This is a genomic window from Streptomyces sp. NPDC007025 (assembly GCF_042869455.1).
Taxonomy (GTDB): Bacteria; Actinomycetota; Actinomycetes; order Streptomycetales; family Streptomycetaceae; genus Streptomyces.
On the sequence record NZ_JBIAFT010000003.1, the window covers coordinates 188,093 to 208,987 of the forward strand.

Genomic DNA, 20,895 nt, shown 5'->3' on the forward strand with positions numbered 1-20,895 from the left:
GGCGGGAACGGCCGCCGAGACAGCAGCGGGGGGTGGGAGGCGGTGGAGCCGCTGGATCTCGCGGGGGTCGGAATCGGTCCGTTCAACCTCTCGCTGGCGGCACTGGGCGACGGGGTGGCCGGGCTGCGGGGCGCGTTCTTCGAGCAGCGGCCGGAGTTCCGCTGGCACCCGGGGCTGCTGATCGAGGGGGCGACGCTGCAGGTACCGTTCCTGGCGGATCTGGTGACGCTGGCGGATCCGGCCAGCCCGTGGTCGTTCCTGCGGTTCCTGCGGGAGCGGGAGCGGCTGTTCCCGTTCTACTTCGCGGAGCGGTTCCACATCGAGCGGGCGGAGTACGACGCGTACTGCCGCTGGGTGAGCGAGCGGCTGCCGGGGCTGTGCTTCGGACACCAGGTGGACGCGGTGCGCTGGAGTGCCGAACGGGACCTGTTCGAGGTCGACTTCACCCGGCTGGACGCGCTGGGCGAAGCGCTGACGCTGGGAAGGTCGTACGCGCGCAACGTGGTGCTGGGGATCGGTACGGCGCCGCACGTGCCGCGGGCGCTGCGGCCGTCGGCCCAGGACCCGGCGGTGCCGGTGTACCACTCATCGGAGTATCTGGACCGGCGCGCCGAACTGCTGGCGGCCGGGCATGTGACGGTGATCGGGTCGGGACAGTCGGGTGCGGAGGTGTTCCTGGATCTGCTGCGCGGGCGTCCGGCGGGCCGGGAGCGGCTGCACTGGCTGACGCGCAGCCCGGCGTTCGCGCCGATGGAGTACAGCAAGCTGGGGCTTGAGCACTTCACCCCGGACTACACCCGCTACTTCCACGGGTTGTCCGAGCCGGCCCGGGACGGGCTGCTGCCCCGGCAGGGGCAGTTGCACAAGGCGGTGGACGCCGGGACGCTGGCGGCCGTGCACGACGAGCTGTACCGCAGGACGCTGGAGCTGGACCGGGGCGCGGGTGACCGGGGCGGGGACGGCGGGACCGCCGGGTGGCCGGACGTGGTGCTGACGCCCGGGGTGCGGGTGCGGGCGGCGGGGCGGGGCGGCGGGTCGCGGCTGGAGCTGCATCTTGAGCATGGCGAGCAGCAGGAGCGGGGTGTGCTGACGACGGACGCGGTGGTGCTGGCGACGGGCTACACCGAGCGTCCGGCGGAGGGGCTGCTGGCGGCGTTGGAGGGGTATGTGCGCCGGGACGGCTCGGGCCGGGCGCTGGTGGACGAGGAGTACCGGCTGGTGCTGGACCCCGCGGTGGGCGGTTCGGTGTTCGTGCAGAACGCGGAGCGGCACACGCACGGGGTGGGGGCGCCGGATCTGGGGCTGGCGGCGCACCGCAGCGCGGTGATCCTGAACGCGGTGACGGGCCGGGAGAGTTATCCGCTGCCGCGCCGTACGGCCTTCACCACGTTCGGGCTGCGGGAAGGGCCGGCAGCGGCGGACGGCGGCGCGGGCGCTGCGGGGCGGTCTGCCACAGTGTCCGTATGACGCAGATACCCGGGACTCCGCCGCTTCCCCCTCCGCCGCCGCCCCCGCCGCCGTACGGTGCGGACTCCGGCGGTCCGGGCGAGGGCCCGGCGGCGGGTGCGGGTTTCGGTCCGGTGTCGGGGGATGCGGGGGCGGCGCCGTTCGGCACTCCCGAGGCGCCGAGGGTGGCGGTGCGCGGGGAGGCGAGCCTGGAGTTCGACCCGGAGTACGCGCGGATCGGCGTGCTGGTCTCCGCGCGGGGCCGGGACCGGCGCGGGGCGCTGGAGGATCTGACCCGGCGGAACGCGCAGGCGCTGGAGTTGGTCAAGAGCTATGGCGACGCGGTGGAGAAGCTGTCGACGGGGGCGTTCAGCGTGCAGCCCGAGATGGTGGACGGCAGTCGGCGGGAGCGGGTGCACGCGTACCACGGACGGGTGCGGCTGCAGGCCACCGTCACGGATTTCACGGTGCTGGGCGAGTTGACGACGCGGCTCGCCGACCTGGAGCTGACGCAGGTCGAGGGGCCGTGGTGGGGGCTGTGGCGGAACTCGCCCGCGCACCGTTCGGCGCGGCAGCAGGCGGTGCGGGAGGCGGTGACCCGGGCGCGGGAGTACGCGGAGGCGCTGGGCGCGAGCCTGGTGGCGCTGGTGGAGCTGGCCGATCTGGGCGCGGAGGGCAGTGGTCCGCCGCGGCTTCCGGCGGCGCCGGGCGGGATGCGGGGGTTCGCCGGGGCGCCTGCGGGTCCGCCGCCCGAGCTGGATCTGGAGCCGCAGGTGCAGACGGTGTCGGCGCAGGTGAATGCGCGGTTCGTGATGAGCCCGCCGCGATTGGGCTGAGGCACGAGGAGCGCGCGAGCTCCGCCGGGGTGTTCCGTCTCGGCGGGTGGGACGGAAGGGCTGGGCGGACGCTCATCAGAGCGAATGCGCGCCCACTTTATTAGTTGTCCTCGGGATTCAATGGCTATTCGGTAAAGGGCGGTTGGACAATTCTCCGGCGGCGGTTCTTTACGCGTCGGTAAGTCTTAGGCTCGGGATATGCGCCGAGCAAAGATCGTCAGCACCCTGGGCCCGTCCACCGACTCGTACGAGCAGATCAAGACGCTCGTGGAGGCGGGAATGGATGTCGCCAGGTTCAACATGAGCCACGGCACGCACGCCGAGCACGAGGAGCGCTACCACCGGGTGCGCGCCGCCTCGGAGGAGACGAAGCGGAACGTAGGGGTACTGGCGGACCTTCAAGGCCCGAAGATTCGGCTGGGCCGCTTTCAGGAAGGCCCTGTATTCCTTGAACGGGGCGACGAGTTCGCCATCACGGTCGAGGTCATGGAGGGTGACCGCGCGATGTGCGGCACCACCTATCCGGGTCTGGCCGCCGACGTCACGGCGGGCGAGCGCATCCTGGTGGACGACGGCCGGGTCACCCTGGAGGTGGCCCGGGTCGAGGGACCCGTGGTGCACACGACGGTCGTCGAGGGCGGCATGGTCTCCGACCACAAGGGCCTCAACCTGCCGGGGGTCGCCGTCTCGGTGCCCGCGCTCTCCGAGAAGGACATCGAGGACCTGCGCTGGGCGCTGCGCACGGGCGCGGACCTGATCGCGCTGTCCTTCGTCCGCAGCGGGCACGACGTCAAGGAGGTGCACCGCGTCATGGCGGAGGAGGGGCGCCGGCTGCCCGTCCTCGCCAAGCTGGAGAAGCCGCAGGCGGTGGCGAACCTGGAGGCCATCGTCGACGCCTTCGACGGGATCATGGTCGCCCGCGGCGACCTGGGTGTGGAGATGCCGCTGGAGCAGGTGCCGCTGGTGCAGAAGCGGGCCGTCAAACTGTGCCGCAGGAACGCCAAGCCGGTGATCGTGGCGACCCAGATGCTGGACTCGATGATCGAGGCGTCCCGGCCCACCCGGGCGGAGGCCTCGGACGTCGCGAACGCGGTGCTGGACGGCACCGACGCGGTGATGCTGTCCGGCGAGACGAGTGTGGGCAAGTATCCGATCGAGACCGTGCGCACGATGGGCCGGATCGTCGAGGCGGCCGAGGAGGACATTCTCGCCAAGGGGCTGCCGCCGCTGACCGAGCGCGGCAAGCCCCGGACGCAGGGCGGCGCGGTGGCCCGGGCCGCCGCCGAGATGGGCGACTTCCTGGGCGCCAAGTACCTGGTGGCCTTCACCCAGTCGGGGGACACCGTGCGGCGGCTGTCACGCTACCGCTCCCCCATCCCCGTGCTGGCCTTCACCCCGGACCCGGCCACCCGCGCGCAGCTCAATCTCACCTGGGGCGTGGAGGCGTTCCTCGGTCCGATGGTGTCGAGCACCGACGAGATGGTGGACCAGGTCGACGAGATGCTGCTGAAGCTGGGCCGCTGCGAACAGGGCGATCTGGTGGTCATCACCGCCGGCTCGCCGCCCGGCGTGCCCGGCTCGACCAACCTGGTGCGCGTGCACCGGCTGGGCGAGGAGGACTCCTGAGTCCGGCGCCCGCGGGTCCGGCCCCGGCCGGGCGCGGGCGGGGCCGGTTCCCGGCGGGCGCCCGGCACGGCACGCCCGCCGGACCGCGGCGCCCGGGTCCCGCCGGTCCGCTGAGCGGTCGGTCGGCTCGCTGAGCGGTCGGCGGCCCGCTGAGCGGTCAGTCGGCCCGCTGTTGCGTACCGCCCGCGAGCTGCTCGTGGTGGCGGATGACCTCGGCAATGATGAAATTGAGCAGCTTCTCGGCGAAGGCCGGATCCAGCTTCGCGTCCTGGGCGAGTTCCCGCAGGCGGGCGATCTGCCGTGCCTCGCGGGCCGGGTCGGCGGGAGGCAGCCGGTGGTCGGCCTTGAGCCGGCCGACCCGCTGGGTGCACTTGAACCGCTCGGCGAGCATGTGCACCACAGCGGCATCGATGTTGTCGATGCTGTCGCGGAGCGCGGTCAACTCCGCGCGCACGGCCTCGTCGGGCCCGGGATTGCTGCTGCTGGTCATCGCCCGACCCTATCCGTCCGCGGCATCCCTCCGCGGCGGCGGATCCGGGCCGTGGTACCGGGACGCGACGCCCGGGATCGCGCGGCCCGGCCGGTCGGTACCGGCGGCGGGCGCCGGCCCCAGCGGCGGTCCGGGCCCGGGGCGGCTGCCTATGGACGAGCGTGCGGGGGTGTCGGACTTCCCGCCACGGCGGGCGGGTCCGGCAGGGACGGATGGTCGGCGCCGGGTGAGTGGCCGGCACCGGGCGGGTGGCCGCGGAGCGCGTCGCGTTCGAGCTGGTGGATCAGGACGCCCTCGCGCAGCGCCCAGGGGCACAGCTCCAGTGTCGGCACCTCCAGCAGCGCCATGGTGGTGTGCGCGACGACGGCTCCGGCCAGGGCCTGGCCCGCACGGGACGGTGAGATGCCGGGCAGTGCGGCGCGTTCGGCCGCCGGTAGCCGCGCCAGCCTGCGCAGTTCGCTGCGGAGCCGGGCGCGGTGCAGGTAGCGGGGCGTGAAGGGGCCTTCGCGTCCGGGCGGTGCTCCGCACAGCCGGGCCAGCTGGTGCAGGGTGCGCGAGGTGGCCACGGCGGTGTGCGGCCGCTCCCAGCGGATGCGCGCGGCGACATCGCGCAACTCGTGCCGCACCAGCCGCCGTACCGTCCGGAGCTGTTCGGGTGGGGGCGGGTCGGCGGTGCCGAGGTACTCGCGGGTGAGCCGGCCGGCGCCCAGGGGGAACGAGAAGGCCAGATCGGGTACTCCGGCGCGGCCGAAGGCCACTTCGGCCGAACCTCCGCCGATGTCGAGGAGCACCATGGGCCCGGCCCGCCATCCCATCCAGCGCCGCGCGGCGAGGAAGGTCAGCTCCGCCTCCCGGCGGCCGGACATCAGGCGCAGTTCCAGCCCGGAGCGTTCGCGTACGGCGGCGAGGATGCGGGCGCGGTCGGGGGCCTCCCGCACGATGGCCGTGGCGAAGGCGGTCAGCCGGACCACCCCCCAGTCGTCGGCCTCCTGCCGGGCGGCGGCGGCCGCCTCGGCGAGCCGCCGCACGGCGGGTTCGGGCAGCCGGCCGGTGCTGTCCACGTCGTCGGCCAGCCGCAGCCGGTACTTGACGGTGTGCACGGGGAGCGGGACCGCGCCTCCGGCGTCGGCGATCTCCAGCCGCACGGTGTTGGAGCCGACGTCGAGAACCCCCACGCGCACTTCGGACCTCCGGCCGGCCGCGTCCCGTCCCGGCGCGGTCCGCGGGGCGTGCGGGAGCCGGGCCGTGGGCGCCCCGCAGCGGGAGTCTCTCAGACGGTGGAGACCCGTCCGGTCGCGTGGGGCCGCGAACCGGTGCGGTGCCCGGCTGTCCGGTGCCGCCCCACGGCGCAGCGGCCTTGCAGGGCCTGCAGGCCGGCCCGGACTTCCTCGCCGGTCAGCCCGGTGTGCCGGGCGATCAGCTGCACGGTGGCGGCGGTGCCCGGGGCACCGGTCAGCTCCAGGACGGCGGCGCGCACCCGGTCGCGCAGCTCGACCGGCTGTTCGCGCAACGCGCCCGTGCCGGGGTGCGGGTGCGCGTACGGGACACGGTCGTGGACGTGGCGGTGGGGTGCTGCGCACATGGGTACTCGCTCCTCCGAGTCGTGGTGTGGCTGTCCGGCGACCGCGGGAAGCGACTCGGGTGGCACACCCGTGGTGGTCTGCGCGACCACCTCCCGCGGATGTGCCTGTCCTCCCAAGCACTTGGCATCTCGTATTACCGACACCTCGGGCCGCAAACCCGGCTGTGTGGCCCGCTCGCCGGGCCCGTCGCTGCCCCGCCCGGCACCCGGTGCGGCGCTATGGTGACGGTGGACCGTGTGCTGGGGTGCTGGGGGCTGTGGGGGTGTGGAGATGGGCGGACCGGCGACCGACCCCGTGGAACGGGGTTTTCCGCATCTGGAGACGGTGCGCGAGGCGATCACGGCCCTCTACCGGAGGCTGTCGGCGGACGGGGTACGCGGCTTCGCCTCCGATGTCGCACCCGGCGACGTGGCCTTCGCCGACGCCGATGACCTGTACCCGGGCACCCAGCGCATCGCGGGGGTGATGGTGGCGCATCTGCGGTTGCCGGAGGCCCGGGTGATCGTCAGCTTCCGGGAGGGGATGACCCACGCCGCGAACGTCGAACTGGAGGCCGGGCCGGAGTACTTCGTCGAGCTGAACGCCCGGTTCAAGCAGCACCGCCGCGACATCGGGGCCGCCCTCGCGCACGAGGTGACGCATGTGTGGCTGCACCGCCTGGGGCTGGCCTTCGAGGGCACCAGAGCCAACGAGATCCTCACCGACACGGCCGCCGCCTATCTGGGCTCGGGCTGGCTGCTGCTGGACGCCTTCCGGCAGGACGCCCTCACCTCGCAGAAGTTGGGCTACCTCACGCCCGAGGAGTTCGGCTACGTACTGGCCAAGCGCGCCCAGGTCTGCGGCGAGGACCCGGCGGTGAAGTTCACCAGCCCGCAGGCCTACGAGGCCTACGTACGGGGCCGTCGCGTCGCGGAACGGGACGAGGAGATGCCGCCGCTGGCAGCGGCCCCCTGGGTGGAGCGGCGCCGCTACGTGCGGGACCGGCGGCACGGCGCGGCCCGCGGCGGCTCCGCGGGGTACGTCTTCGAGCCGGGCGACGGGCAGGAGCCGCGGGTGTCCTTCCCCTGCCCCACCTGCCGGGTGCGGCTGCGGGTTCCGGTACGCGGCCGGATGCGGGCCCGGTGCCGGCTGTGCGGCGCGGTGTGGTCCTGCGACACCTGAACCCGGGCCCCGCTCCTGGCCGGGTCCGCTCGTCGGATCCGCTCGTCGGATCCGCGGGGCGCCGAGCGCTCCCGGGGGCGCTTCGATGGCGTAGGTTCGGGGGTATGGCTCCCTCGATCGCTACCAACACCCGGGTCGGACTCGACGAGCTGCTGGAGTTCGTACGGCCCCGGCACCGGGCCATCCTGCTCACCCGCCGCGCGGACGGCACTCCGCAGGCGTCACCGCTGACCTGCGGGGTCGACTCCGCGGGCCGGATCGTGGTCGCGACCTACCCGGAGCGCGCCAAGACGCACAACGCGCGCCGGGACGCCGAGGTGAGCGTGCTGGTGCTGTCCGAGGAGTGGAACGGGCCCTGGGTGCAGGTCGACGGCGCGGCCGAGGTGCTGGACGTGCCGGAGGCGGTGGAGCCGCTGGTCGAGTACTTCCGCGCCGTCTCGGGCGAGCACCCGGACTGGGGCGAGTACCGCGCGGCCATGGTCAAGCAGGGCAAGTCGCTGATCCGGGTGACGCCGCAGCGCTGGGGCCCGATCGCCACGGGCGGCTTCCCCGCCCGCCTCGCTTCCTGACGGGAGATCACGCCGGTTCCGCGTCCGGTCCGGACGCGGAACCGCTGCGGGCGCCGGACCACTCGATCCAGCTCATCGCGAAGAACACGTCGCCCGAGATCTTCAGCCGGCCGCCGACGAAGGCGTCGGTGCCCTTCGACTCCCCCGCCGCCGGCGCCACCAGGTCCGCGACCGTCACGCCGATGGTGGCGTCCGCGGGGCCGTCGAGGGCGGCGGAGGTGGTACAGCTTCCGCCGCCGACGGCCACGTAGCGGTGCCGGACGCCGTGCGGGGTGTCGATCTCGTAGTGGAAGACCCCGGAGGCGAGTGCGGCGCGCCGGGGGCCGAACCGGGCACGGAAGCACTCGAAGACCAGATCCAGCAGCGCCTCGGCCGCCTCGGGCGGCAGGACGTCGGCGGTTCCGCCGGTGCGGGCGAGAGCGCGGAGCCGGTGGGGGCCGTTTCGCGCGCGGTCACGACGCGCCCCGGGTGCCGTCCTGCGGGACGGTGTGCTCCAGCAGGACGGAGGCGTCCTTGTCGCCGTCGCCCGCGGCGTTGACGGCGGCGAAGCGTTCGCGCACCGCGTCCAGGACGGGCAGCGGCGCCCCGGCCTCCGCCGCGTCGCCCAGGGCCAGACGCAGGTCCTTCTCCATCAGCGTCGACCGGAAGAAGGCGGGCTCGTAGGCGCCCTTGCGCATCAGGTCGGCGCGGAAGCGCAGCACCACCGAGCTGAAGCCGCTCTCCGCGACGGAGGCGAGAAGTTGGTCGCGGTCCAGCCCGGCGGCGACGCCGTAGGCGACCGCCTCGGTGAGGGAGGCCACCTGCGCGCCGAGCAGCAGATTGAAGATCAGCTTGAGGGTGGCGGCGGTGCCGGGTTCACCGAGGTGGACGACCTGGCTGCCGAGGGCCTCCAGGAGGTCGCCGACCCGGGCGATGTCGGCCTCGTCGCCGCTGGTGTACACCCGCAGCTTGCCCTCGCGGGCCTGGAAGGGGTTGCCGACGACGCACGCCTCCACCCGGCGCAGTCCGAGTCCGGCCAGCCGCCGGGCGCACTCGCGGGCGTAGGCGGGGGAGACGGTCGAGGTGTCCACGACGACGGCGCCCGGTGCCAGCGCCGGGGCCACCTTTCCGAACAGCACGTCCTCGACGGCCGCCTCGTCGGCCAGGCTGAGCAGTACGACGGAGCGGCCCGCCGCGGCCTCCGCGGGGCTCGCGGCGACGGCGGCGCCCGCCTCGGCCAGTGGGGCGGCCTTGGCCGCGGTGCGGTTGTGGACGGTCAGGGAGTATCCCGCGTCCAGCAGGCGGCGGGCCATGCCGCCGCCCATGTTGCCCAGTCCGATGAAGGCCGGCGCGCCGTCCGAGGCGGCGGCGGGCACGGTCGCGGTGGTTCCTCCGGCGGCGGCGGCGGCGGCGGGCCTCTCCTGCCGAGCCGGCCCGGATGCCGGCGGCACCTCGTGGACGGTCTCCGTGACGGCCATCTCCCCGCCCCTGCGGAACGGCTGGAGCCTGCGCCGGTTCTCGACGTGCGCCTCGCTCAGCTCGAACGCGCGGAAGGAGGGCTCGTCCGTCCAGTCGGTGAGGACGTGGTAGACGCTCTGGTCCTCGACCGAACGCAGCAGCTTCTGGCCCCGGTTGGCGGGCTCGCGCGCGATACCGGTGGCCACCTGGCGCCAGGTCTCCTCGAACTCCTGCTCCTTGCCGGGATGGATCTCCATCCGCAGCATGACGCGGAACGGTGGCCGCGAATCAGCCTGCATGGTGTCCGCCTCCAATGCGTGGGAACGGCCCCCACGGTCACCACCCGCGCTCGACATCCGATCGAGGCGCGCTCCGGCCGGGGTCCGGCACCCGGTGCCGCCGCGGCCGGGGGCCGGCGGGCGCGTCCCGCGGGAGCCCGGACGGGTGTGCATCAGCCGCGGGGAGACCACGGCTCAAGTCCTGCTCGAGCGGCGTCTGCCTACGCTCGGGCCAGACCCCGACCCCGGAGAGATCACGCCATGGCACACAATCCCGACGGGGGCCTCGACGGCGCCCCGGACGCTGCTCGCGGGCCCGCCCCGGGACCGGCCCCGCCCCCCTCCCCCACGTCCGGGCCGGACGGCACCGCCGCCGGAGCCGCCGGGCCACGGGTGCGCCGCTGGCCGATCGTGCTGCTGCGCGCGGTGGTGACGCTCTTCCTGCTCCTGCTGCTGGTGCAGCCGGTACTTGCGGGCATGTTCATCAGCGGCGACGTGGACCTGCTCGAACTGCACGAGATCAATTCCCACACCATCACCTTCACCGGCTGGGTCCTGGTGCTCGCGGCCGTCCTGGTGTGGCGGCCCGGACGCGGGCCGCTGTGGCCCGCGGTGCTGGCGCTGCTGCTGAGCTTCGTCATCTCGACGCAGGCGGGCTGGGGGTACGCGCGGGAGCTGGAACTGCACATCCCGATGGGCGTGTTCCTCGTCTCCGCCGGTACCGCCCTCGTCCACTGGGCGTACGCGTACCGCCCGGGCCGCGGGAGGCGGGGATGAGCGCGCCGTACGAGGACGGCGGCGGGCCGTCCGCGCCGCGCCGCGGTCCGGCGCGGCGGCGGCTGCTGGCCCTGGCCGGCGGAGCGGGTGCCGCCGCGGCGCTGGGCGGGGCCGCGGGCTGCGGGGCACCGCGGGCCGGTGACGGGATCTCCGGCGAACTGCTGCGCAGCACCGCACGGCTGCCCGAGCCGTTCCAGGTGCCGCTGCCGGTGCCGCCGGTGGCCGAGCCGGTGCGCACCCGGGGCGGTGCCGCGGTGTACGAGGTGGAGCAACGCGCCGCCAAGCAGGAGATCCTGCCGGGCCTCAGGACCGAGGTGTGGGGCTACGACGGCCGGTTCCCCGGACCCACCTTCGTCGGCGAGTCGGAGCGCGAACTGCGGCTGCGGGTGCGCAACGCGCTGGAGATGCCGACCTCCACCCATCTGCACGGCGGCGTGCAGCGGCCGGAGTCCGACGGGCATCCCACGGATCTGGTGCTGCCCTCCGGCTTCCCCGATCCGCGGCACCCCGAGGAGGCCGGGAAGGGCGAGTACAGCGGCTCGGGGATGGTGAAGCCGTCGGAGTGGACGATCTCGCGCGGGCACAAGGAGTACGTCTATCCGCTGAAGCAGCGTGCGACCACGCTGTGGTACCACGACCACCGGATGGACTTCAGCGCCCCGCAGGTGTGGCGCGGTCTGGCCGGGATGTTCCTGGTGCACGACGACGAGGAGAGCGGGCTGCCGCTGCCCGAGGACTCCCGGGACATCCCGCTGATGATCTGCGACCGGGCCTTCGAGGAGGACGGCTCGTTCCGCTATCCGTCGCTCGACCCCTCGCTCGCGGGGAAGCCCGGGGTGCGCGCGCAGTACATGGAGGGGGTGACGGGCGATGTCATCCTGGTCAACGGCGCGCCCTGGCCGGAGCTGGAGGTCAGCGCCGAACGGTACCGCTTCCGCGTCCTCAACGCCTCCAACGCGCGCCGCTTCCGGCTCGCGCTGGATCCGGGACCGCGGGAGGGCGCCGCGTTCGTCCAGGTCGGCAGCGACGGCGGGCTGCTGGGCGCGCCGCGCGAGCACGAGGAGCTGCCGGTCTCGCCCGCCGAACGGTTCGACGTCGTCATCGACTTCGCGGCGTTCCCGGTGGGGTCGGAGGTGCGGCTCGTCAACACGCTGGGGCACGGCCGCACCCGCGACGTGATGCGGTTCCGGGTGACGCGGCGGGCGAAGCGGGGCGCGGGCGCTCCCCGGGTGCCGCGGCGGCTGGCGGACGTGGACCGGCTGAAGGCCGGGCAGGCGGTCGTCGACCGGCAGTTCGACTTCCGGCAGAAGCAGGTGCACGGCATGCGGATGTGGACGGTCAACGGGAAACCGTACGACCCCGGGTCGCCGCTGGCCTCGCCCCGGCTGGACTCGGTGGAACGCTGGCGCTTCACCAGCGACTTCCACCATCCGGTCCATGTGCATCTGGCCCACTTCCAGGTGCTGTCGCGCAGCGGAAAGGCGCCGCTGGACTCGGACGCGGGCTGGAAGGACACGGTGGACGTGCGGCCGTTCGAAGTCGTCGACGTCCTCATCCGGTTCGCCGGGTTCCGCGGGATGTACATGCTGCACTGCCACAACCTGGAGCACGAGGACATGGCCATGATGGCGGACTTCCGCATCGTGTGACCGACGCCGGGCCCCGGGCCCGGTGCCGCTCCACCCGGCCGGCTCCCGGCCGGAAGCCCCCCGGGGGCCGCCCGTGTGCGCGGCGACCCCCGGGGGGCTTCCGGCTGCCCGCCCGCTGCGCACCGTGGCGCCCGCGGGCTCCGGGTCCGCGCGGTACGCCTGCCGCGGCGGCGCCTCGAGCGAGCAGCGACCCGCCCCCTAGCCCGCTCCGGCACCGTCGGCCGCGTCAAGGTTGGCGGCGGAAAGGGTTGGGGCTGCGATGCGGGTACTGTTCACGACCTGGGCCTGGCCCTCTCATCTGTACGCGCTGGTGCCACTGGCCTGGGCCTGCCGCAGCGCGGGGCACGAGGTGCTGGTCGTCAGCCAGCCGGAGCTGCTGCCGCTCATCGAGCGGACCGGGCTGCCGGGTGCCGCCGTCGGCAAGGACGTCGACGGGGTCGGCATGGTGCGCGGCTATGTGCTGCCCAGCGAGGACGACCCCACGGCCGACCGGCGGGCACCGCGCGCCGGGAAGGGGCCGCGGGCGCTGCGGATGTTCACCGCGCACGCCGACTCGATGGTCGCGGGCACCGCCGAGACGGCCCGGCGCTGGCGGGCCGATGTGGTGGTGTCCGAACCCACCGCGCTGGCCGGTCCGCTGGCCGCCGCCGCTGCCGGGATTCCCGCGGTACGGCTGCTGTACGGCGCCGATCTGATGGCGCGGGCCCGCCCGCTGCTGCCGGAGGCGCTGGCGCCGCTGGCCGAGCGGGTGGGCGTGGACCCGGCCGGCTACGACCCGTTCGGCGCGGTCACGATCGACCCGTGTCCGCCGGGGTTCCAGGCGCCGGACCCGGCCGGGCACCCGCGGCTGCCCATGCGGTACGTGCCGTTCAACGGTCCGGGCACGCCGCCCGATCCGCCGCTGCCGCCACCGGCGCCGGGGATCCGCCGGGCCGTGGTGACCTGGGGGCACACGATGGCGCGGCTGGACCCGGCGCTGTTCCTGGCCGGGCACGCCGCGCGGGCGCTCGCCGCGCTGCCGGGGACCGAGACCGTGCTGGCGGTCACGGCGGCGCAGCGGCCGCTGCTGGGCGAGGTTCCCGACGGTGTGCGGGTGGTCACCGACGCGCCCCTGCACACGGTGCTCGCCGGCGCGGACCTGGTGGTGGCGCACGGCGGGGCCGGGACGGTGCTGACCGGGCTGCGCGCGGGCCTGCCGCTGCTGCTGGTACCGCAGTTGCCGGACCACGCCGGGCACGCCGCCCGGGTGCTGGCGGCCGGTGCGGGTGAGGTCCTCACCCGGGACGAGGCGGGCGCGGAGGGGCTGCGGGACGCGGCGGCCGGGCTGCTGGACCCCGTGCGGGGTGCGGAGCGGCGCGCGGCGGCACGGGCGCTGCGGGACGGGATGCTGGCGCAGCCCGCTCCCGCGTCGCTGGTCGGCGAGCTGGAGGAGCGGGTGGTCGCATGTGCGGCATAGCGGGCTGGATCGACTTCGCGCGGGAGATGCGCGAGGAGGGCAGCGTCGTACGGTCGATGGCTGCCACCCTCGCCAACCGCGGGCCGGACGACGAGGCGGTGTGGACCGACGCGGACGCCGCGCTGGGACACCGCAGGCTCGCCGTCATCGACGTGGACGACTCCCTCCAGCCGATGACCGCGGAGCACGACGGGCGCACCCTGGCCGTGCTCGTCCACAACGGCGAGATCTACAACTACCGGGAGCTGCGTTCCCGGTTGACGGCGCTGGGCCACCGGTTCCGCACGGCCGGGGACACCGAGGTGGTGCTGCGCGCCTACCTGGAGTGGGGTCCGGAGTGCGTGGAGCGGCTGGACGGCATGTTCGCATTCGCCGTGTGGGATCCGCGCAGCAGGCAGCTGCTGCTGGCCCGCGACCGGCTGGGGATCAAGCCGCTGTACTACGCGCGGACCGCGGACGGTCTGCTCTTCGGCTCCGAGCCCAAGGCGCTGCTGGCCCACCCGTCGCTGGAGTGCGTGGTGGACGCGGAGGGGCTGGCCGAGCTGCTGGCCTACATCGCGACCCCGGGGCACGCCGTCTACCGGGGGATCCGGGAGCTGCCCGCGGGGCACACGGCGCTCCTCAAGCAGGGCGCCGGCGGCGCGGTGCTGACCGAGTCGCGCTACTGGTCGCTGCCCGACCACGAACATCCCGACACGCTGGAGCGGACCGTCGAGACGGTGCGCGGACTGCTGCAGGACGCGGTCGGCAGCCATCTGGTCTCGGACGTCCCGCTGTGCACCCTGCTGTCGGGCGGGGTGGACTCCAGCGCGCTGGCGGCGTTCGCCGCCCGCGCCGGCGGCGGGCGGCCGCGCACCTTCGCGGTGGACTTCGAAGGGCACACGGAGCGGTTCCGCAAGGACTTCTGGCACGAGGACCCGGACGCGCCCTACGCGGCCGAGGTCGCCCGGCATGTGGGCACCGACCACGAACCGGTGGTGCTGCGCACCGCGGACCTGGCCGACCAGGTCGTCGACGCGGCGGCGCTGCGGGCCCAGGACCTGCCCCGGCCGATCCCGGACATGGACCGCTCGCTGTATCTGCTGCTGCGGGCGGTACGGCAGCGCTCCACGGTGGCGCTGATGGGCGAGGTCGCCGACGAACTGTTCGGCGGCTACCAGTCCTTCCGCGACCCGACGCTGGTGGACACCGCGAACTTCCCCTGGGTGACGATGGGTCTGCGGGTGGCGCCGCACGGGATGAGCACCGGGCTGCTGGACCCCGGTCTGCTGCGCAAGATCGACGTGCCGGGCTACTCGGCGCAGCGCTGGGCGGAGACGGTGGCCGAGGTGCCCGCGGTGCCGGGCGAGTCGGAGACCGAGCGGGTGATGCGGCGGGTCGGGCACGCGCATCTCACCCGCTGGCTGCCGCTGCTGCTCTCCCGCGACGACCGGCTGAGCATGGCGGTCGGCCTGGAGCTGCGGGTGCCCTACTGCGACCACCGGCTGGTCGAGTACGTCTACAACATCCCCTGGTCGATGAAGACGGCCGACGGCCGTGAGAAGAGCGTGCTGCGCTCGGCCGTCGCCGATCTGCTGCCCGACTCGGTGACCCAGCGCCGCAAGAGTCCCTTCCCGATCACCCAGGACCCGCGCTACGGGCAGGTGCTGCGGCAGCGCTTCGACGCGGTCGTCGCCGACCCCGCCAGCCCGGTGCGGCCGCTGCTGGACGGCCCCGCCTGCGCGGAACTGGCCGCCGAGGACCGGCCGATCGCGGTCGACGGGTGGGGCGAGCGCCGCAACGTCGAGATGGTCCTCCAGCTCGACGCGTGGCTGCGCCACTACCGCGTCCGGCTGGATCTGTGAGAGCGAACGGAGAGGGGCGAGAATCGATGCTGCTGAGCGATCAGCTCAAGGAGCTGGCCGCGCCGGTGCTGGAGAAGGTGCAGGCCCACCCGTTCTGGTCGGGGCTGCGGGACGGCTCCCTGCCGGGCGAGTCACTGGCGTATTTCGTCGAACAGGACACCGGGCACCTGCTGCCCGCCTACGCACGGGCGCTGGCGCGCACCGCCGCCGCCGCCGAGGCGGACGCGCACACCGCGCTGCTGGGCCGCTCGATCACCGGGACGCTGGAGGCGCGGGACCGGCTGCGCCAGAAGTACGCCGAATGGGCGGCGGGTGCGGGGCTGCCCGCGGCCGGTACGCCGCAGGCGAGTCCGGTCACCCATGCGCACTGCGCGTTCTTCAACGCCTCCAGCGCCGCCTCCTTCACCGCCGGGGTGGGGGCGCTGCTGCCGATGGTGTGGTTCAACTTCCGGGTCTCCGACGACCTGCTGGAGCGGCACACCGCCGGATCCCGGTACGCGGAGTGGATCGAGGCGTACCACCCCGGCGCGGGATACGGCTACGCGGTGCGGGCCTTCCTGGGGCTGGCCGACGAGCTGGGCGAGACGTCGTCGCCGGCCGGACGCGACCGGCTGGTCGAGCACTTCCGCACCGGCATCCGGCACGAGTGGGCGTTCGCCGAGGCCGCCTGGGACCGCCCCGAGTGGCCGGTGTGACCGGCCCGCTTCCGTCTCCCCCACCTGATCACCGCAACCCGAAGGGACAACCGTGAGCACTCAGACCCCGCCCAGGTATCCGTTCGCCTGGACCCCGCCCATGCAGGTGCCCGAAGCGCTGCGGCATGTGCACAACAGCTCCGCGATGGAGGTGACGCTGCCGAGCGGGGACGTGGCGACGCTGGTGACCCGCTACAAGGACGTGCGCGCCCTGTTCGCGGACAAGCGTCTCTCGCGCAACATCGCGCGCCCCGACTGTGCGCGGATCTCCGCGGACAACGATCTGTTCATGGACCCGGAGATCGACCCGGATCCGCCCAAGCACACCCAGGTGCGTTCGCTGGTGACCAAGGCGTTCACCGCCCGCCGGATCGAGGCGCTGCGGCCGTATGTGCAGCGCGTCGCCGACGAGCTGCTGGACGAGATGGCGGCCGGGCCGCGCCCGGTGGAGCTGAACGAGGCGCTGGCGTTCCCGCTGCCGATCATGGTGATCTGCAAGCTGCTGGGCGTGCCGGCCGAGGACCGCGACCAGTTCCGCGAGTACGTCGACGGCTTCCTGTCGGTCACCAAGCTGCCGCCCGAGGAGGTCGGGCAGTGCCGGCAGAACCTGTGGAAGTACCTTGGCGACCTGATCGACGCGAAGCGCGAGAAGCCCGGTGACGACCTGGTGAGCGAGCTGATCCGGGTCCGCGACGAGGAGGACAACCGGCTCAACGACCACGAGCTGCACTTCTGGTGCCAGGGGCTGCTGATCGCCGGGTACGTCACCACGGCCAGCCAGATCGGCACCGGCACGGCCGTGCTGCTGCACCACCCGGAACTGGTGCGCGAGATCCAGGCGGACTGGTCGCTGGTGCCCTCCACGGTGGAGGAGCTGCTGCGCACCCAGATCATGGGCTCCTCGGTGGGCACCATGCGGTACGCCGTCGAGGACATTCCCCTCTCGGACGGTTCGGTCATCAAGAAGGGCACCAGCGTGCTGCTGTCGGAGGAGGGGGCCAACATGGACCCCGAGGTCTTCGACAAGCCCTTCGAGCTGGACATCCGCCGCCAGGAGAACCACCACATGACCTTCGGCGCCGGCATCCACTACTGCGTGGGCGCCGCACTGGCGCGGATGGAGCTGCAGGTGGCCACCGAGTCGCTGCTGCGGCGCTTCCCCGACATCAGGCTCGCGGCCCCGGCCGAGGAGCTGCCGCGGGCGCTGGGCGGGTTCATGGAGGGCTTCACCGAGATCCCCGTGGAGTGGTGAGCATGCTCCGCGTGACCGCGAATCCGGAGACCTGTGCGGTCAGCAGCCTGTGCGTGTACCGGCTCCCCGCTGTCTTCGACCAGGACGAGGACGGCCTGGTCGTCGTCCTGGACGAGACGCCGGAGGGGCGGCTGCACGAGGAGGTCCGCCGGGCGGCCCGCGGCTGCCCGACGAAGTCCATCCACGTCACCGAGGAGTGACCCCCGGACCGGTCCCGGCGCCCGCCTCCCCGCGCGCACCGGGACCGGCCGCTCCGCGGCGGGCCGACGGTCACGGACCTGCGGCTAGCGGATGACGTGCGGCACGAACCGCGCGTACTCGTCGGTGACGAGGCCCGCGGACTCGCGGATGCCCAGGCCGGCGGCCTCCCCGTCCACCACCCAGGTGCCCAGCACCGTGCGGTTGCCCTCGAACTCCGGCAGCGGGCACAGCGCCTGGTAGCAGCACGGCTCGTCGCGCACCGACGGCTCGGTGCCCGGCTCGTGCAGCGTGACGCCGGCGCCCTCGCGGCCCAGCAGCGGCTTGGCCGCCCACCCGGTCGTCCCGGCCAGCTCCCGGGGCCCGTCCAGATAGGCGGGCAGCAGATTCGGATGGCCGGGGAAGAGCTCCCACAGGATCGCCAGCAGCGCCTTGTTGGACAGCAGCATCTTCCACGCAGGTTCGATCCACAGCGTGCTGCCGGTGCCGCCGCCGTTGTCGAGGGTCTCCAGCACGTGCGGCCCGAACCGGTCGGAGGCCAGCCACTCCCACGGGTAGAGCTTGAAGCAGGCCCGGACGAACTTCAGCCGCTGGTCGACGAACCTGCCCGAGAGCCGGTCCCAGCCGATCTCCTCCACCGGTATCGCGACGGTCTCCAGTCCGGCCTGCTCGGCGGTCTCCTGGAGGTAGGCCACCGTCATCAAATCCTCGCCCAGTTCGTCCCGGGCCGAGTGGGCGAAGTGCACGGGAGCGCCCGGCGGCAGCAGCGCGGCCTGCTTGCGCCATACGTCGACCAGCCGCTCGTGCAGCGAGTTCCACTGGTCGGCGCCGGGGAAGCGGTCCTCCATCCAGAACCACTGCGGGGACGCCGCCTCCACCAGCGAGGTGGGGGTGTCCGCGTTGTACTCCAGCAGTTTCGCCGGTCCGCCGCGCCCGTCGTGGCGGAGGTCGAACCTGCCGTAGAGGCTGGGCAGTTCGGCACGCCGCCGCCAGCTCTCGGCCACCCGGTGCACCAGGGCCGGGTCGGTGATGCCCAGGTCCGCGAACCGGCCGGCGGCCACGATGTGCTCCGCGGCCCGCAGGCACATGGTGTGCAGCTCCTCGACGACCTCCTCGAGGTCCTCCACCTCGGGCAGGGTGAGGGTGTAGTAGGCGCTCTCGTCCCAGTAGGGGCGCAGCGAACCGTCCGGGTACCGGGTCAGCGGGTAGATGCAGCCCTGCTCCTCGACGGTCTGCTGCCAGCCGGGGCGCGGGGTGAGGGTGTGGCGTTCCACGCGGGCCTTCTCCTCTCGTCCGCGCCCGCCTCAGCCGCCGTACCCGCCGCTGGTGCCGTAGCCGTCATCGTCGTCGTCGCAGCCGAAGCCGGCCCGCTCGACGGCCGCCGCGTGCACGAAGGTGCCGCCCTTGGCGCGGCCCTCGTCCTCCCGGCCGCCGTAGTACCAGAGGCTGCCGCCGCGCTCGGCCCGCTGCCCCGCGGTCCGGGCGACGGGGAGGGCGGCGGTGGTCGCGCCCTGGGTGCCGCACTGGCTCGGGGGCAGGATGCGGTAGCCGCGCACGGCGTCGTAGCTGTCGGGGTCCACGCACCGCCGGTCCGGCTCCGAGGAGTATCCGGACAGCGCGATGGCCAGGGCGCCCATGCCGCCGAGCACCACGGTCGAGGAGCGCAGCCTGCGCCGCCGTCCCCGGGCGGCTTCCCGGTCGCTGCTCGCTGGATCCGGCGTGCTGGTCATGCGGTCCCCCTGGATAACTGAATGCCTGAACACGACATCGAGAGTCGAACTGCAGCGCACACCCTAGTGGGTGCGGTGCGGCGCCGCGGCGGGCCCCGGCGGAGGGGCCGGGTCCGCGCGGTTCCCCCGGTTCCGCGTGCCCGGGCGGCTGTCGGGGCACGCGAACGGGCCCGGCGGCTCTCCGGCCGCCGGGCCCGGTGCGCGTCCCGCCGCCGCGGGCCGGGTCAGCGGGGCGGGTACAGCTCCCGCACCGCCGTCCGCAGGGCCGCCACCGGGTCGGGGGCGGCGCCCTCGGAGCGCCAGGCGACGAACCCGTCCGGGCGGACGAGGACGGCGCCGTCGGCCGCGATGCCGTGCTGTTCGGCCACGGCCCGGTCGTCCGCCGCGGTCAGGGTGGCTCCCGGGCCGCCCACCCGGTGGGCGTCGATCCGCACGCCGGTGTCCGCGGACACGGCCGCGGCCGCCTCCACCCACGCCTGGCCGCCCTCCGCGGTCAGCAGCACCGGCGCCCGGCCGTACAGGTCCAGGGTGGAGATGTCCTCCCCGGCCCGGTCCAGCCCGATGTGCGGGGCGCGGGTGCCGGGCTCGCCGCGCAGCGCGTGCGGCGGCACCGGCGGGCCGTCCCCGTACCGGTAGCCGAAGACGGTGGTGCTGTACGCCTCGGCGGGGTCCGGGCCCTCCCCTTCGCCTTCGCCGTCCGGGCCGGTCCGCTCCTGCATCATCCCGAGGGCCTGCTGGAGGGTCATCCAGGCCACCGGGTGGCGCTCGGTCTGGTAGGTGTCCAGCAGTTCGGGCCCGGACTCGCCGTCCAGGACGGCGGCCAGCTTCCAGGCCAGGTTGCCGGCGTCCTGGATGCCGAGGCTGGCGCCGAACCCGCCGGTGGGCGGCACCAGATGGGCGGCGTCGCCGACCAGGAAGACCCGGCCGCGCCGGTACTCGCGGGCGACCTGGGCGCCGATGATGAAGCTCAGCCACTTGGCGCCGCCGGCCGGGAGCTGCGGAACGATGCGCACGTCCAGATCGGGCTGGCCGATGGCCGCGCGGACCAGTTCGACCGCCTGCTCCTCGGTGACCGTCTCCAGTGTCTCGCCCTCGGGCATGGCGGTGGCGAAGATCCACCGCTGCTTGCCGTCGTGCGCGAACAGGATGGTGGAGGGCGCGGGTTTGTCGAGGTAGCAGACGCCGACGTCGCGGCCCCGGGCCGCCCGGCTCAGGTCCGCCTCGAAGAGCACCGAGAGGGTGGTGGCGAACTCGCCGGGTCCGTCCGTCTCGATGCCCAGCTCCTGCCGGACGGGGCTGCGGCTGCCGTCGGCCGCGACGAGGTAGCCGGCGCGCACGGTGCGCTCCTCGCCGCTGGCGGTGTCCCGGAGCACGGCGGTGACGCCGGCCTCCTCGCCCTCGCCGCTCTCCTCGAAGGACACCAGTTCGGTGCCGAAGGCCAGTTCGGCACCGAGTTCGGCGGCGCGGCCGCGCAGCAGGTGCTCGAGCCGGTCCTGGTCGATGGGGGCCCACTCGCAGGGGCTGACGCCGCCGGTGGGGTCGGGCTGGTCGGTGGGGCCGCTGAACATCTCGGGCCCGGCGAGGGTCTCGGCCCGGATCATCAGCAGCTTGCTGAAGTCGGTGGCGAGACTGGCCTCGGACCAGATGGGCCCCTCCAGCCCGACCTGCCGGTAGAGCTCGACGGTCCGCGGGTTGACGCCGCGCGAGCGCGGGTGGCTCAGCGTGTCGGGGTGGCGCTCGACGACGAGCGAGCGGATGCCGTGCCAGCCGAGGAAGACCGCGGTGGACAGCCCTGTCACCGCCCCTCCGACGATCAGTACCGGAACGTTCTGCGGGGCCTGCTGGTTAGCGCTCATGGGTACGGACTC

The 20,895-nt window shown here is 74.0% G+C and carries 20 protein-coding genes; 12 read left to right on the forward strand and 8 right to left on the reverse strand.

The window, feature by feature from the left end; translation table 11 throughout:
- Positions 1-42: 42 nt before the first annotated feature.
- The 3 genes from ACFYMO_RS07215 (at position 43) to pyk (ending at position 3,908) form a co-directional block, all read left to right on the forward strand.
- Positions 43-1,467, forward strand: coding sequence for a lysine N(6)-hydroxylase/L-ornithine N(5)-oxygenase family protein (locus ACFYMO_RS07215; protein WP_388545228.1), 1,425 nt, complete (start codon positions 43-45; stop codon positions 1,465-1,467).
- Positions 1,464-2,282: an SIMPL domain-containing protein gene (locus tag ACFYMO_RS07220; RefSeq protein WP_388544841.1), complete on the forward strand. Its 819-nt coding sequence runs from the start codon at positions 1,464-1,466 to the stop codon at positions 2,280-2,282. Before ACFYMO_RS07215 ends, ACFYMO_RS07220 begins: the two co-directional genes overlap by 4 nt.
- Positions 2,283-2,480: 198 nt before the next feature.
- Complete coding sequence (gene pyk, locus ACFYMO_RS07225; RefSeq protein WP_366772269.1) at positions 2,481-3,908, forward strand: pyruvate kinase; 1,428 nt, start codon at positions 2,481-2,483, stop codon at positions 3,906-3,908.
- A gap of 157 nt (positions 3,909-4,065) precedes the next feature.
- On the opposite strand, the gene ACFYMO_RS07230 is transcribed toward pyk, so the two are convergent.
- From ACFYMO_RS07230 to ACFYMO_RS07240, 3 genes are all read right to left on the reverse strand, one after another.
- The gene (locus ACFYMO_RS07230; RefSeq protein ID WP_366772268.1) at positions 4,066-4,398 is read right to left on the reverse strand and encodes a chorismate mutase; all 333 of its coding nucleotides are present in this window, start codon (positions 4,396-4,398) and stop codon (positions 4,066-4,068) included.
- 149 nt (positions 4,399-4,547) lie between these two features.
- On the reverse strand, positions 4,548-5,579 hold the full coding sequence (locus ACFYMO_RS07235) for a Ppx/GppA family phosphatase (RefSeq protein WP_366772267.1): 1,032 nt from the start codon (positions 5,577-5,579) through the stop codon (positions 4,548-4,550).
- Between the two features lie 89 nt (positions 5,580-5,668).
- On the reverse strand, positions 5,669-5,980 hold the full coding sequence (locus ACFYMO_RS07240) for a hypothetical protein (protein ID WP_366772266.1): 312 nt from the start codon (positions 5,978-5,980) through the stop codon (positions 5,669-5,671).
- A gap of 271 nt (positions 5,981-6,251) precedes the next feature.
- Between ACFYMO_RS07240 and ACFYMO_RS07245 the strand changes: the two genes are divergently transcribed.
- Together ACFYMO_RS07245 and ACFYMO_RS07250 are read left to right on the forward strand one after the other, a co-directional pair.
- A complete protein-coding gene (locus ACFYMO_RS07245) occupies positions 6,252-7,142 on the forward strand; it encodes a hypothetical protein (protein WP_366772265.1) in 891 nt (296 codons plus the stop codon).
- A 104-nt stretch (positions 7,143-7,246) separates the two neighbouring features.
- The gene (locus ACFYMO_RS07250; protein WP_366772264.1) at positions 7,247-7,711 is read left to right on the forward strand and encodes a PPOX class F420-dependent oxidoreductase; all 465 of its coding nucleotides are present in this window, start codon (positions 7,247-7,249) and stop codon (positions 7,709-7,711) included.
- A 7-nt stretch (positions 7,712-7,718) separates the two neighbouring features.
- On the opposite strand, the gene ACFYMO_RS07255 is transcribed toward ACFYMO_RS07250, so the two are convergent.
- Together ACFYMO_RS07255 and ACFYMO_RS07260 are read right to left on the reverse strand one after the other, a co-directional pair.
- The gene (locus ACFYMO_RS07255; RefSeq protein WP_388545231.1) at positions 7,719-8,099 is read right to left on the reverse strand and encodes an SCP2 sterol-binding domain-containing protein; all 381 of its coding nucleotides are present in this window, start codon (positions 8,097-8,099) and stop codon (positions 7,719-7,721) included.
- 64 nt (positions 8,100-8,163) lie between these two features.
- Positions 8,164-9,414, reverse strand: a complete 1,251-nt coding sequence (locus ACFYMO_RS07260; protein ID WP_388544847.1) for an NAD(P)-binding domain-containing protein — start codon at positions 9,412-9,414, stop codon at positions 8,164-8,166.
- 273 nt (positions 9,415-9,687) lie between these two features.
- Here ACFYMO_RS07260 and ACFYMO_RS07265 point away from each other — a divergent pair, with 273 nt between their 5' ends.
- The 7 genes from ACFYMO_RS07265 to ACFYMO_RS07295 all read left to right on the forward strand — a co-directional run bounded on the left by ACFYMO_RS07265 (position 9,688) and on the right by ACFYMO_RS07295 (position 17,299).
- The gene (locus tag ACFYMO_RS07265; RefSeq protein WP_388544850.1) at positions 9,688-10,203 is read left to right on the forward strand and encodes a hypothetical protein; all 516 of its coding nucleotides are present in this window, start codon (positions 9,688-9,690) and stop codon (positions 10,201-10,203) included.
- Positions 10,200-11,852, forward strand: coding sequence for a multicopper oxidase family protein (locus tag ACFYMO_RS07270; RefSeq protein ID WP_388544853.1), 1,653 nt, complete (start codon positions 10,200-10,202; stop codon positions 11,850-11,852). The genes ACFYMO_RS07265 and ACFYMO_RS07270 overlap by 4 nt, the downstream gene beginning before the upstream one ends.
- Positions 11,853-12,111: 259 nt before the next feature.
- Positions 12,112-13,308, forward strand: a complete 1,197-nt coding sequence (locus tag ACFYMO_RS07275; protein ID WP_388544856.1) for a nucleotide disphospho-sugar-binding domain-containing protein — start codon at positions 12,112-12,114, stop codon at positions 13,306-13,308.
- The gene (gene asnB / locus ACFYMO_RS07280; protein ID WP_388544859.1) at positions 13,296-15,152 is read left to right on the forward strand and encodes an asparagine synthase (glutamine-hydrolyzing); all 1,857 of its coding nucleotides are present in this window, start codon (positions 13,296-13,298) and stop codon (positions 15,150-15,152) included. The genes ACFYMO_RS07275 and asnB overlap by 13 nt, the downstream gene beginning before the upstream one ends.
- Positions 15,153-15,178: 26 nt before the next feature.
- A complete protein-coding gene (locus ACFYMO_RS07285) occupies positions 15,179-15,847 on the forward strand; it encodes a TenA family protein (RefSeq protein WP_019358415.1) in 669 nt (222 codons plus the stop codon).
- 52 nt (positions 15,848-15,899) lie between these two features.
- The gene (locus ACFYMO_RS07290) at positions 15,900-17,099 is read left to right on the forward strand and encodes a cytochrome P450 (RefSeq protein WP_388544862.1); all 1,200 of its coding nucleotides are present in this window, start codon (positions 15,900-15,902) and stop codon (positions 17,097-17,099) included.
- Positions 17,100-17,101: 2 nt separating this feature from the next.
- The gene (locus ACFYMO_RS07295) at positions 17,102-17,299 is read left to right on the forward strand and encodes a ferredoxin (RefSeq protein WP_037707285.1); all 198 of its coding nucleotides are present in this window, start codon (positions 17,102-17,104) and stop codon (positions 17,297-17,299) included.
- Positions 17,300-17,383: 84 nt separating this feature from the next.
- Here the strand turns inward: ACFYMO_RS07295 and ACFYMO_RS07300 are convergent, their stop codons facing one another.
- The 3 genes from ACFYMO_RS07300 to ACFYMO_RS07310 form a co-directional block, all read right to left on the reverse strand.
- Positions 17,384-18,571, reverse strand: coding sequence for a glutathionylspermidine synthase family protein (locus ACFYMO_RS07300; RefSeq protein ID WP_366772256.1), 1,188 nt, complete (start codon positions 18,569-18,571; stop codon positions 17,384-17,386).
- Positions 18,572-18,601: 30 nt separating this feature from the next.
- Positions 18,602-19,027: a hypothetical protein gene (locus ACFYMO_RS07305; protein WP_388544866.1), complete on the reverse strand. Its 426-nt coding sequence runs from the start codon at positions 19,025-19,027 to the stop codon at positions 18,602-18,604.
- A 224-nt stretch (positions 19,028-19,251) separates the two neighbouring features.
- On the reverse strand, positions 19,252-20,883 hold the full coding sequence (locus ACFYMO_RS07310; RefSeq protein ID WP_366772254.1) for an FAD-dependent monooxygenase: 1,632 nt from the start codon (positions 20,881-20,883) through the stop codon (positions 19,252-19,254).
- Positions 20,884-20,895 lie beyond the last annotated feature (12 nt).

Coding starts and splice junctions, on each gene's coding strand:
- ACFYMO_RS07220 (WP_388544841.1), top strand. CDS start 1,464: ATGACGCAGATACCCGGGACTCCGCCGCTTCCCCCTCCGCCGCCGCCC.
- pyk (WP_366772269.1), top strand. CDS start 2,481: ATGCGCCGAGCAAAGATCGTCAGCACCCTGGGCCCGTCCACCGACTCG.
- ACFYMO_RS07230 (WP_366772268.1), bottom strand. CDS start 4,398: ATGACCAGCAGCAGCAATCCCGGGCCCGACGAGGCCGTGCGCGCGGAG.
- ACFYMO_RS07240 (WP_366772266.1), bottom strand. CDS start 5,980: ATGTGCGCAGCACCCCACCGCCACGTCCACGACCGTGTCCCGTACGCG.
- ACFYMO_RS07245 (WP_366772265.1), top strand. CDS start 6,252: ATGGGCGGACCGGCGACCGACCCCGTGGAACGGGGTTTTCCGCATCTG.
- ACFYMO_RS07250 (WP_366772264.1), top strand. CDS start 7,247: ATGGCTCCCTCGATCGCTACCAACACCCGGGTCGGACTCGACGAGCTG.
- ACFYMO_RS07260 (WP_388544847.1), bottom strand. CDS start 9,414: ATGCTGCGGATGGAGATCCATCCCGGCAAGGAGCAGGAGTTCGAGGAG.
- ACFYMO_RS07265 (WP_388544850.1), top strand. CDS start 9,688: ATGGCACACAATCCCGACGGGGGCCTCGACGGCGCCCCGGACGCTGCT.
- ACFYMO_RS07270 (WP_388544853.1), top strand. CDS start 10,200: ATGAGCGCGCCGTACGAGGACGGCGGCGGGCCGTCCGCGCCGCGCCGC.
- ACFYMO_RS07275 (WP_388544856.1), top strand. CDS start 12,112: ATGCGGGTACTGTTCACGACCTGGGCCTGGCCCTCTCATCTGTACGCG.
- asnB (WP_388544859.1), top strand. CDS start 13,296: ATGTGCGGCATAGCGGGCTGGATCGACTTCGCGCGGGAGATGCGCGAG.
- ACFYMO_RS07285 (WP_019358415.1), top strand. CDS start 15,179: ATGCTGCTGAGCGATCAGCTCAAGGAGCTGGCCGCGCCGGTGCTGGAG.
- ACFYMO_RS07295 (WP_037707285.1), top strand. CDS start 17,102: ATGCTCCGCGTGACCGCGAATCCGGAGACCTGTGCGGTCAGCAGCCTG.
- ACFYMO_RS07305 (WP_388544866.1), bottom strand. CDS start 19,027: ATGACCAGCACGCCGGATCCAGCGAGCAGCGACCGGGAAGCCGCCCGG.
- ACFYMO_RS07310 (WP_366772254.1), bottom strand. CDS start 20,883: ATGAGCGCTAACCAGCAGGCCCCGCAGAACGTTCCGGTACTGATCGTC.